This window comes from Xanthomonas sp. MLO165 (genome assembly GCF_018831305.1).
In the GTDB taxonomy this organism is placed as follows: Bacteria; Pseudomonadota; Gammaproteobacteria; order Xanthomonadales; family Xanthomonadaceae; genus Xanthomonas; species Xanthomonas arboricola.
The window spans coordinates 2,401,341-2,412,949 of the sequence record NZ_CP029263.1 but is presented as its reverse complement, the minus strand read 5'-3'; the positions used below and the strand labels follow the sequence as shown (position 1 = coordinate 2,412,949).

Below are 11,609 nucleotides of genomic sequence, written 5' to 3'. Positions count from 1 at the left end.
CTGGCGCTGGTCTTGTGTTTCTGGCCGCTGTCATCTCTCCGCCGGCGTAAGGGCTGATCCCATGCGCGACGACAAGGACCGATCCACGCTGCAGCTGCCCTTGCCTGGCCGACCAGGCCGGCCGCCTGCCAACGGCCTGGCTGCCATGACCGATGCTGAGCGCGCCAGGCGCTACCGTGAGAGCCAGGCCAAGCGCCTGGTCAAGGGTCGCCGTAACCTGCAGGAGCTGACCGATGCGCTCTTGCTCGAGCAGATCCGCCAGACCATCGTTAACGGCTCCACCAAGCGCACTGTGGCCAGGTACGTCGCCGAGCTCGCTCGTAGGTATCCCTGATGATCAACAAGGACGCACTGACGTTTGTCTGCCTGTTCTGGCTCGCCGCCTGCATCATCGCCATCGTGTGGGCTGAGATCGAGAACGTGATGCACCGCCGGCGTGCCAGACGCCTGGCAGCAGCCAAGAAAGGGGTGTAGGGGCAATGCCCCTACGGATAACGCCTCACCCGCGCCGTGGAGCTCGAGGCCCACGCGTTCTACGCACCACCTGCGCTCGATCGGCGGACCCCGCGCCATCCACCACTGATGACCGCTCGTCATGCTTGCGCTGGATCACGTCCCGAAGGTAGATCACGTTGGCCGCTGATGACCGATGTGGCGGACTGGGCACGTACAGGCGTCTGTACTGAGGGTTACAGGTCCTTAGCTTTGCTTCGTCCATCATCGCCGACCATTCCCGCGCCAGGCTTGATGTCAGCGCCAGCCAGGTGAGCTGGGTGGCTGTGAACGCCTTTCCCTCCGGGGTCACCAGCTCGCCCCGTACGAACGAAAAACCGGCCCAGGGGCCGGTCAGTTGTCGATCACGCATCTGCCAATCTCCATTTGGCGTGCCATCGTCGCCGCCGCGGCGTGACCGCAGCAGCAAACGAACGCAACCAGCGCCGCAGGCGTTTTGACATAATATACATTATGCGAAATGTGGTGTTGACGCTCCTGTACGCCCTGGCGGCCTATCTTCGCATTGCAACCGGTGATTGCCGCGGAGGAAATGCCCCCGTTAACCGGGCTCGGTAAAGCTGTGACTTTTCACCCCACCACCGGCCAAGTCACAGGTCCGGCGTCCAGTTCGGGCAAGTCACAGGTTTTGCGCCTCCCGTTAGCTTTTGCCCTAACGCCGCGCTCTGGAATCCCCAGTTTCAACGCTGATTGCGGACACTGAATCGCCCCACTGGCAGCCAGCATGTGCCCCAAGTGGCACCAAAACCAACCGGTGAAGAGCCGTTCCGAGGATCAAGATTTATGATCAAAGACCGTCAGTTTGAGTCGACAACTACAGTCCTGCAGGAGTTGCTGGATCGCATTGAGTTTGAGACCGCGGGTTGACACCCTTATCAAGCGAGAATCGCCAGTTGCCCGTCCAGGCGTTTTTTGCAGGCGAAGGCGCCCGTGGCGCTAGCGCTTCAGGGGATTACCTACGAGGATACGCGCCGTCACTCAAATCCGATGAGGACCTTTGGGGTAGCCGCGGAACCAGTCCTCCTCGAACTGCGAGGTCAGATACGGCCGCACAAACGCCGATTGGGTGAGGTCCAGCAACCGCTCTTCATGCTGGGCGATGGCTTCCACATCACTGAGTGTTGGGTAGTGACGCAACAGCCGGTAGGCTTCCTGGCGCACAGACTTGGGCACGGCTTGGCTGCCAGCGAGTTCCTTAAGAAACGCTCCGGCTTGAAGCAGGTTGCGAGTGCGCTCGTCAGGCAGGGTCATGTGACTGCTCACCAATGCTAAGGAATTCTTAGCGTAACGCTTGACCCTGCTCGCGTTCCAGCGGCGATTACGCGAATGGCGGGCCGCGTTTGGTTACCGAGCTCTTAGACATGCTCCTAGGTAACACGGAATGGCGCTTGCTGTGCATTACTTAACCGCCTTACTGCGATCTCGCTTAGACCGTTCGGGTTTTGGGCGCTTAGGTGGACTCCGTCCCACATGTTGCTGCCACGCTGCTTCGAGTGCTGCCGGCAGATCGTTCAATTTGACGAGTTGCGCCTCAAGTGCATCTGCCCGTGCCTGCTGAATCGTGAGGTCTTGGCGGAGCGCTGAAACATCGCCTTGCGCGTGTTCTAGCGCTTCCTCAAGTCGGCGCTTATCCAGCGCTGCCTCTCGCTGGCTGGCAGCTAGCTGTTGCTTGTCCTGCTTGGACTCCTGACGCGCACGATCAATCTCAGCGTGGGCCCGGTCCTCAGTGGCACGCATGTGTTGGGTCAATGTGTCGCGCTCGGCACGCGCCGCATCCTGCAATTCCTGGATATGGGTACGCAGCATTTCATTGGCGCTTTCTGCGCCGAGGGCGCGTAAAGCTGAGGCGTCACGCTGCTGGCTAAGTTCGGCCAGCTGACGCTGCAGCTGCTCGACAAAGCGCTCTAACTCAGACGTCCGCGCGGCGGCGAGTTGTTCGGCTTGCTGAGCAGCGTGGGTTACGCTTCCTAGCCGGGCAAGCTCGGCCTGCATAGCCTGCCGGTCTCGCTCCAACGTTTCTCGGGCGTCTAAGAGGGATGCACGATCAGAAGCCATTGCGTCATCGGCCTGGACTCGGGCGTGGTCTAGCGCCAACGTCCACCACTGCCCTGCCAGGGCTGCGACGGCCTCGGGCACATTGGCCGTTGCGATCCGGACATGACGGTCCGTTGCCAAGCGAGGCCCCAAACCTTGCCACCAAGTCTCCAGCCAGCGCACAACTGTGTTCGGTGACCCTGTACCCAGATGGGCGCGAATACGCTCAACCGTAGGTCGTTCGCCATCTGCAACGAGCGCATCAGCAGCGCCGTGCACGTCGGATTCGGTGATGCCTCTGGCCATCAAAAATATCTCCCGTCTTGGCGCCCTGCCCCGCAGTTGACGTACTCGCGATAAGTGATGATTATCGTGGCTAGGCCTACTTATTCGTAGCGTAAATTACATACTATGAATGCCAATTCCACTAGTGCCGCCCTCGTCCAGACCGTCCACCAGCTAGTACTGCCCGAACAGCTGGCGCAACAGGCGGCGGACGCGGTGCGCGAGCTGCTAGCCGAAGCAGCGGCCGAGAACACCACCCGCAGCTACACCAGTGCCCTACGCTACTGGGCCGGCTGGCATGCGGCGCGCTACGGCATCGAGCTCGCATTGCCGGTGCCCGAAGCCACTGTGCTGCAGTTTGTGGTCGACCACGTGCAGCGCCGCTCGACTGACGGTGAACTGGCGTGGGAGCTGCCGCCGATCGTGGACCAGACCCTGGTGGCGGCCGGCCTGAAGGCCAAGCTTGGGCCCTGGACCTTGGCCACCGTGCGGCATCGGGTTGCCGTGCTGTCGACCGCGCACCGGCTCAAGCAGCTGACTAACCCGTGCGAGCAGCCGGCGATCCGCACGGTGCTGAGCCGGGCCGCCCGGGCGGCGGTTAAACGTGGTGAACGGCCTCGCAAGAAGACGGCGATCACCCTGCCCGAGCTGGAGGCAATGCTGGCCACCTGTGACGACAACCTGGAAGGGATCCGCGACCGCGCCCTACTCTGCTTCGGGTTTGCCAGTGGCGGACGTCGGCGCAGCGAGATTGCTGCCGCCGATTTACGTGACCTGCGCCGGATCGGCGATCAGGGTTATATCTACCGACTCGAGCACAGCAAGACCCAGCAGGCCGGCGTCACCGCGAGCTCGACGCCGGACAAGCCGGTCCTCGATCGGGCCGCCCTCGCCCTGCAGGACTGGCTAGGCGCGGCCGGCATCACCGAAGGGGCGATCTTCCGACGGCTATGGAAACAGCGCGTAGGTCCTGCCCTGTCCCCCGCTGCGGTCGGTGAGATCGTGCAGCGACGGGCGCGTCTGGCTGGGCTGAAGGGGGATTTTGGCGGGCACAGCCTGCGGTCGGGGTTCGTGACCGAGGCCAGTCGCCAAGGCGTGGCGCTTCCGGCGATCATGCAGCTGACCGAGCACCGGTCAGTGTCGAGTGTCATGGGGTATTTCCAGACCGGAAGCACTTCCTCAAACCCTGCTGCCCGTTTGCTGGAAGACTGACTGCCTGAGCGGACTATGGACACGCGTTAACTGGTGCGCCCTTGGGTCTTCCAATGGCTTATCCTGCAGCCGCTGGACTTATTACTACGACCAAGGGAGGGGGCGTGGCCTCAAGTAAATCGAGCAAGGGAGCCGGTGTGCCGCTATCAGCGCTATCGCCGCCAACCCCTTGGCCTAATGCCAATGCACGCCTTCTTGGCGTGGGAGCGGGACTGCCCGTACAACCGCTGGATCGGCTGGCTCAGTTCAGTGCGGCAAATTTCGAACGCTTCACCCTTGAATGGGCCTCTGACTACCTCTCTGCACAAGTCGAGGTCGTTGAGGTTCAGCAGCGCGGCGGTGCCGGCGATAAGGGACGAGACGTCGTCGTGTGGCTTGATCCCTCGGGGGCTGAGTCGCGCCGCTGGAAGCTATATCAGTGCAAGCACTACAGCGATCGTCTGGGACCCGGCGTCGCAGCCGGTGAGATTGCTAAAGTTCTCTATTACACGCTCAAGGGCGACTACACATCGCCTGAAGAGTATTGGTTTGTCACGCATAAGGGCACGACTTCTACTCTTCAGGATCTCTTGGATGATCCAAAGAAGCTGTGCGATTTCGTAACTGAGAACTGGGATAAATATTGCGCGGGCGAAATCACTTCCAAGGCGACAGTGGACCTCACTGAAGAGATGAAAGACCACATTGCATCGTTTGATTTCAGCATTTTCAAAGCGAAGCAGCCGCTTGAACTCATCTCCGAGCATGCGCAAACCAGGTACCACTTAACAGTATTCGGTGCGCCGCTGATTGAAAGGCCGCCTCCGCCGGAGCCCCCGTCATCCGCTGCACCGACAGAGTCAGGCTACATCACTCAGTTGTTCGAAGTTATCGGGGAAGTCATGGAGACAACTATCAGCGATCCCAGCGACTTCTCACATTTGGCCTCTTACAATGGCATCTTTGAGCGCTCTCGCATTACCTTCTATTGCGCAGAAGGCCTTAAGGAGCTGGCCCGCGATCAGATGGCTGATCCAGCGTTCTTTCAAACGTTGCTCGGCGAATTCCGTGAGGGTCTGTATTACACATACACAACAAGCGGTCAGACCGGATTAAATCGCCTCAAAGACACTGTGAAGGCAGCGCAGTCGCTGCAGCTTGGCGGGCACGTGTTAGCCCCTCATGTGCAAGCAAAGGACCGCGAAGGCATGTGTCACCAGATGGCGAACGAGGGTATTCTGAAGTGGTGCGGCAAATGATGAACAACGATCCAGACTCACCACGGTCCACTCGTCCTTTCAACACGCCCTTGGAATGCGGCCTTCGAACGCTATTTGTACTGAACGCGACCAATGGAGCGCCGTCAGATCTCCAGCGGCTCGTTTCATATGACTACCTCCTTGTTCACTCTGGCGACATACCCGATGGTCCGCCCAGCCTGCATCCAGCAGTGCCCCTTCGTGGAACAGAGCTACTAGTTAAACGTGATTTGGTGCGCGCCGGATTGAATCAGATGTTCTCTCGTGAGTTGCTCATGAAGAGCTTCGACCGCACGGGAATCATGTATCGAGCAACCGCGCTAACCACAGCCTTTGTAGGCCTGCTCAAGTCCGAATATGCCAAAGCACTTCGCCACAGATCCGAGTGGATCGTATCGAACTTCGGAAGCCAGTCTGACGAAGAGATAAATGCCTTCATGTCGGCCAATGTTGGCAAGTGGGGGGCCGAGTTTGAGCGGCTCACGGCGCTACGCGATTTGGAGTTGTAGAGCGATGTTTCAGCTGCGAAAGCTTGTACTGCGTGGCACTGGCGTTATGGATGCCACGGAAAGTTTTGAACCTGGCGGAAACATTCTTGCGGGGGAGTCTGACACCGGAAAGAGTTACCTGCTTCACTGCGTTGACTACGTCTTCGGTGCAGATGAACTAAGGAAGCGAATTCCCGAGGCCGATGCATATTCGGATATTTTTGTTGAGCTTGAGAACTCAAACGCAGACTTCCTTACACTCAAGCGCAGCTTGACCGGAGGAAAGATCGCCGTCTACCGATCCAAGTTCGAATCCATTGGCGTAACCCAACCCGAAGCCGTGACTTCGAAACGCGGAAATGGCAAAGGCGTCAAAGACATCTCGTCTATCCTTTTTCCTTTCGCCGGGATCCCTGAGGCAGTGCTCCGCAAGAATGACCGCGGAGTGACTCAGCGCCTTTCCATGCGCATGTTTCTTCCGGTGCTTCTAGTCGACGAGATCGCTGTAATTGATGAGCGGTCGCCGGTCCTTGGAAAGAGTGGCTTTGGCGAGACCGCACACAAGCGAACTTTCTCCTTCATGCTTTCCGGGGAAGATGACGCAGGAATTGTAACCAGTGAAGAACAGGAGCTCGTAAAGGCGCGCTCTACTGCGCAACTTGGCGTTATCACGGAACTTCTAGCACCTCTTGAAGAGCGCGCGGCAAGACGTCAGTTTTTCGGGCCCGCGACTTCAGAAGAAATTGAGGAGGCAATTAGCACGATTAGTGATCAAATCACGTCGATCACCGAGGGGAGGAAAAATCTCTATTTAGAGAAAGAGGCGTCCGCCGAAGAGCTGAACCGGACTGAGTCACAGATCATTGCCTTGGATGAGCTGCTATCGCGGTACCACTTGCTTGATGGCCGCTATGCCTCGGATTTGGAGCGCCTTGATTTCGTGGCGGAGGGTGCTCACTACTTCAAAGAGCTGCAGGAGACGCATTGCCCGCTTTGCGATCAGGTCATGGACAACGCTCATGAACACTCCACTGAAGTATCTGCGGAGAGCGTCCACCAGTCAGCGCGGGCGGAAGCGGGAAAGATTCTCGGGCATCGCGTGGACTTGGCGGCGACTATTGAAGCCGTGACTTCACGCATGCAAGACCGGGCCATGCAGGCGGCTTCAGCTAAGGCAAACATATCGCGAATCGAAGATAGACTTTCTCATGCAGTGATTCCGTCCTTCTCCGAAGTCGCCGCCCTTCTCGACAGCCTGATCAATCAGAGGATCGAGCTTGAGCGCGCCAGTATTGAGCGAGATCAGATTCACACCCTAAGCGAGCTCAAGCGTCAGATCGAGACTGCGTTGCGCGTTAAGGAAGAGAAGGAAACTTGGGAGCAGTTGCCCGCAAAGGCACTGCGAGAACTATGCTCCGAGATTGAGGCCATTCTGGGCGAGTGGAGCTGGAAGGGTCCGGGGCGAGTGGATTTTGACCAAAAGGAATACGACATTGTTGTGGATGGTCAGTCTCGTCAATCGCATGGCAAGGGCGTTCGCGCGGTCCTCTATGCAGCTTTCGCGATAGGGCTTCTTCGCTACTGCAAGACTAAAGGCAAGCCCCACCCCGGCATGCTGATTATTGACTCACCGCTGACGAGCTACAAAAAAGGTAAGTCCAGTTTCAGCGGCGACGGCCCAGTTGATCCGGGAATCGAGGCCTCCTTCTGGGAGTCGCTCACGCGCCTCGACTATGGGATCCAAGTGATCATCGTCGAGAACAAAGAACCGCCCCAAGACGTGGCCGAGAAGGTCCACTATCAGTGGTTCGCGGGTGACGCGGCCAAGCCAGGCGAACGGGTGGGATTGATTCCTCGGTACCAGCCTCAGTTGACGAACCCAGCCCCCCCCTACTCCGATAGATCTCCCTAACCCCTGCCCCGCTGATGTCCGCCTCCGGCTAAGAGCGGTCTTTGCACGCAGTCCGATGTCTCTAATGACCGTATCATCATCTGAATCCGTCTTGCTATAGGGGGCTAGAATTTGGAGTGCTTCCGAATCGACGAAAGCGGCTACACGGGCTTTGACCTGCTGAACCCGGAGCAGAGGTTTCAAGGTGCGACGGCGATCGCCATCAATGACGACGAGGCCAGGCAACTAATCCGGGAGCACTTTCCCAAGCTGCAGGCGGACGAGCTCAAGTACCGGGCCTTGGCGCGACGGCCAGCCAACCGGCCCCGCCTGATGGCGCTACAACGCGACTTGCTAGGCCACCACAAGTGCGTGACCTACGTCTGCGACAAGCGCTACCTGTTGCTGCTGATGTTCCTGGATTACGCCGTCGAGCCCTTCTATTACGAGCGTGGGATGGACTTCTACGAGGACGGGCAGAACTACTCGCTGGCATCCCTGTTGTACACGGTGGGGCCAACGATGCTCGGGCAAGGCGCCCTCGACGGCCTGCTGGCGAGTTTTCAGCGAGCGGTGAAGGAGAAGAGCCCGTCGGCGCTCGCCGACCTGGTCCAGACTGCGCGCGCCTCACGCTGGCAGGAACTACCGGAAGCGCTGGGGCCTCTGGCGCAGTATGCCGCCCCCGAGTGCCTGCGAGCGATCGCCACGCCCGGCGTCAACACGGATGCTGCCCTGGTGGTGCTGCAGTCCCTGGTCAGCCGGATGGAGGCCATGGCTGACGGTCCGTATCGGGTCGAGCACGACCAGTCGAAAAACCTTCTGACCTATCACGACTTACTGCAGCGCTACATCTGCCACGAGGACGTGGTCACGTTCCGCCAGTCGGAGATCGCCAGCATCACCTTCCCGCTCAAGCTCCAGTTGGTTACGCAGGTCGACTCCCGGAACTGTCCCGCCGTGCAGCTGGCGGACGTGATGATCGGCGCGGCCATCGAGGCGGCGAACACGCTCACGGGACAACGTGCCGGGGCGCTGGACGCCCGGGAGGTCATGGCGCTGTATGCCGATCACCAGCTGATCCACATGCTGCCCTCGATCGATTTCGACGAGCAGAAGCGCTTCCGCCAGGGAACGCAGGCGGCCCAGGTTATCGACTATTTCACAGAGAACTTCCACACGCCATAACCGAAGGGAAGCACGACCCAGCCGCCGCAGGGGCGCGGATGGCCGATCAATACCGCCAAAGACGCCAAACAGAGCGTCTTTCTGTGTAAGGGGGCTGCATGGCAAGCATCGCTTCGGAGTACCACCGCTTTCTAGCGCACTTGGCGCAGCAACATGTGCACGACGACGTGCGCCGGCTCGCGCACCTAGTGCTCTATCACCTGCAGCCACTGGCCGAGGTTGGCGCTGTGCGCCGCGGGCGATCAACGCGCTTGGCACCGCTCGCCGTGGCGCATCTGGCGCAGATGCCTGTCGCCTACAACAGGGACGGGTGCGACCCCGATGCCGGGCCGGCTCTGGGGAGGCTGCATCAGCTCGAAGTCGGTCCGTTTCGCGGATTCATGCGGCAGGAGACATTCGACCTCAGCCATGACATCACCCTGGTCTACGGCGCCAACGGTACCGGCAAGAGCAGCTTCTGCGAAGCCTTGGAAGTGGCGATGCTCGGCTCGATCAGCGAAGCGCAGGCCAAGCGGGTCGACCAGCGGATCTACTGCAACAACGCTCGTCTGCGCCGCCACGTCGCACCGGTTCTGTCGTCCAGGTCGGCGGAGGAAGCACAGGCCGTCCAGCCCGACGAAGCCGAGTATCGCTTCTGCTTCATCGAGAAAAATCGCCTCGACGATTTCGCCCGCATTGCCGCGCGAACACCAGGCGATCAGCGTCAGCTCATCGCGACCCTGTTCGGCGTGGACCAGTTCAGCGAGTTCGTGCGTGGCTTCAATCCTTCCCTCGATCAGGACCTGATGCTTGCGGGCGTGCAGGCGGCGCAGCTGGCACAGCGTCGTCTGCAGTTGATGAACTCTGAACAGACCATCGCTGCCTACCCGCAGAAGATCGCAGCGGTCGAGGGTCTCGAACAGGCCTTGGCGCAGCGTGTGTCGTCTGGCGCGACCTATCAGGCTTGCGTCGACTGGCTGCTGGGTACGCCGGAACAGCAGGGGCGGCTGCCGTATATCCAGGCTCAGCTGGATGCCAGGCCGCCGGTCATTCACGAGGTGACCCAGGCCAGGCTGCAGATGTCGCTGGCGGAGGCCTACCGCGTCCAGGGGCTGTGGCAGACGGCGTCCGCACAACTCGCGGCCCGCGCCGGCGAAGTGTCATACGCGAAGCTCTACGAGGCCGTGCTGGCGCTGGCCAACGGGGCGACCGCGTGTCCGGCTTGCGGAACCGGGCTGGCTGCCGTGGCGCAGGATCCATTCGCTAGGGCACGGGCGGGCTTAGAGCAGCTCAAGCAGCTGGCCATCCAGCAACAGCAGGAGGCCGGGCTTCGGACGCAGTTGAGCGAGGCGGTCCGGGCACTATGGGACGAGATGCGACGCGTGGTAGCGGCTGCTGTGGTCACCTGTCCTGCCGAAATGCAGGCCGCAGGCCTACCGCTACTGCCTCCCACGGCTGCGGGCAACTGGCTCGGGGCCTGGGTCGACGGAGACCAGCGCGCCTGGCAAGCCTTGCTGCGGATCGCCGAAACCATCCAGGGCTTCGACGCGCAGGCGCGCGAGGTGCATGCTCAGCGCGGTGCGCTGGCCCAAGAGCGGGACCGCCTGCAGCAGCATCAGCTGGAGATCGAACGGCTACGGACCATGCGCACGGCTGCTGATCAAGATTTGACGGCCGCTCGCCAGACCGTGGCCCAGTTCTACGAGTCAAACCGCGACCTGATCCAGGCCGTCGCGGCCGAAGTGCCGCTGGTGGCGCACCACCAGCGGGTAAAGGCCGCCTACGACGGATTTCTACCCGAGATCCAGGCCTATCTGACCGCTCTGCCGGGTGTGCTGCTGCAGGGGCTAGGAGAACAGGCTCGCCATCTATATAACGCATTCAATCGGGCCGATCCGCCCGGCGATCTACTGCATGCGCTGTGGTTGCCTGTGGCCGAAAACGGCAAGATCGAGGTGGAGTTCGCCGGCGAGCCGGGCGTGCGCTACGACGCGCTGATCATCTTCAGCGAAGGGCATATCAAATGCCTTGGGTTGGCGATCCTGCTCGCCAAGAACATCGCGCAGGGCTGTCCCGTGGTCATATTCGACGACGTCGTCAACGCGATCGACGACGACCACCGCGACGGCATCTGGCGCACCTTCTTCGAGGACGGTTTGCTCGACGGCAAGCAGGTCATCCTCACCTCGCACGCCGAGGAATTCCTGCACCGCATCCAGCAGGAGTTGGGCGCGCGCCGCGCCGCGCTCATCAAGCGCTACAAGTTCCTCCCGCATCAGGGGGAACACGAACTGCGCGTCGACAGCGATCCGCCCACGAAGAACTATGTTCTGCTGGCCCAGCAGGCATTAGAGGCCGACGAGAAGCGCGAGGCACTGCGCCAGGCTCGGCCGGCTCTGGAGAGTCTGACGGATCGCCTCTGGACTTGGCTGCGCCGGCGGGCGGACGGTCGAGTCGAGATCACGCTGGGTGGACCCCGCTCACCCTGGGAGTTGAACAACAAGTGCAGCAAGCTGCGATCGGCGGTCGATCGGATCGCGGCACAGCACGTCGGGGCGCCGCAGGCGGTCGCCGCGCTCGCCGCACTGCTCAATGTCAACGGCGCCAGTATCGAGTGGGGATACCTCAACAGCGGCGTACACGACGCCCAGCGTGACCACGAATTTGACCGTGCCACTGTGCGCACAATAGTGGAGTCCGTCACTGCATTAGACGCAGCACTAGAAGCGTTGCAGAAACGCTGAGCAACGGCCTTAGGTCGTCCGAGCTAAGGTTGACGGAGGG

General features: G+C 60.7%; 11 protein-coding genes. 8 read left to right on the top strand and 3 right to left on the bottom strand.

Translation table 11 applies throughout. The features are described from left to right. Positions 1-61: 61 nt before the first annotated feature. Positions 62-334, top strand: a complete 273-nt coding sequence (locus DGN21_RS10335; RefSeq protein ID WP_215824910.1) for a hypothetical protein — start codon at positions 62-64, stop codon at positions 332-334. Next, complete coding sequence (locus DGN21_RS10330) at positions 334-474, top strand: hypothetical protein (protein WP_215824909.1); 141 nt, start codon at positions 334-336, stop codon at positions 472-474. The genes DGN21_RS10335 and DGN21_RS10330 overlap by 1 nt, the downstream gene beginning before the upstream one ends. A 25-nt stretch (positions 475-499) precedes the next feature. On the opposite strand, the gene DGN21_RS10325 is transcribed toward DGN21_RS10330, so the two are convergent. From DGN21_RS10325 to DGN21_RS10315, 3 genes are all read right to left on the bottom strand, one after another. Then, on the bottom strand, positions 500-865 hold the full coding sequence (locus DGN21_RS10325; protein WP_215824908.1) for a DUF3653 domain-containing protein: 366 nt from the start codon (positions 863-865) through the stop codon (positions 500-502). Positions 866-1,491: 626 nt separating this feature from the next. Beyond that, on the bottom strand, positions 1,492-1,764 hold the full coding sequence (locus DGN21_RS10320) for a BPSL0761 family protein (protein WP_016903417.1): 273 nt from the start codon (positions 1,762-1,764) through the stop codon (positions 1,492-1,494). Between the two features lie 147 nt (positions 1,765-1,911). After that, positions 1,912-2,853 carry a DNA-binding protein gene (locus DGN21_RS10315; protein ID WP_184579195.1) on the bottom strand — a complete coding sequence of 314 codons (942 nt, stop codon included), beginning with the start codon at positions 2,851-2,853 and terminating at the stop codon, positions 1,912-1,914. Between the two features lie 105 nt (positions 2,854-2,958). Here DGN21_RS10315 and DGN21_RS10310 point away from each other — a divergent pair, with 105 nt between their 5' ends. From DGN21_RS10310 to DGN21_RS10285, 6 genes are all read left to right on the top strand, one after another. Beyond that, positions 2,959-4,044 (top strand): site-specific integrase, encoded by a 1,086-nt coding sequence (locus DGN21_RS10310; RefSeq protein WP_184579198.1) that lies wholly within the window; start codon positions 2,959-2,961, stop codon positions 4,042-4,044. A 104-nt stretch (positions 4,045-4,148) separates the two neighbouring features. After that, a complete protein-coding gene (locus DGN21_RS10305; protein WP_215824907.1) occupies positions 4,149-5,282 on the top strand; it encodes an ABC-three component system protein in 1,134 nt (377 codons plus the stop codon). Further along, entirely contained in the window at positions 5,282-5,791 is a 510-nt protein-coding gene (locus tag DGN21_RS10300; protein WP_215824906.1) for an ABC-three component system middle component 2, read from the top strand. Before DGN21_RS10305 ends, DGN21_RS10300 begins: the two co-directional genes overlap by 1 nt. Positions 5,792-5,837: 46 nt before the next feature. Then, positions 5,838-7,682 carry a hypothetical protein gene (locus tag DGN21_RS10295; protein ID WP_215824905.1) on the top strand — a complete coding sequence of 615 codons (1,845 nt, stop codon included), beginning with the start codon at positions 5,838-5,840 and terminating at the stop codon, positions 7,680-7,682. 111 nt (positions 7,683-7,793) lie between these two features. Beyond that, complete coding sequence (locus tag DGN21_RS10290) at positions 7,794-8,846, top strand: DUF3800 domain-containing protein (RefSeq protein ID WP_215824904.1); 1,053 nt, start codon at positions 7,794-7,796, stop codon at positions 8,844-8,846. Between the two features lie 98 nt (positions 8,847-8,944). Beyond that, entirely contained in the window at positions 8,945-11,569 is a 2,625-nt protein-coding gene (locus tag DGN21_RS10285; RefSeq protein ID WP_215824903.1) for an ATP-binding protein, read from the top strand. Positions 11,570-11,609 lie beyond the last annotated feature (40 nt).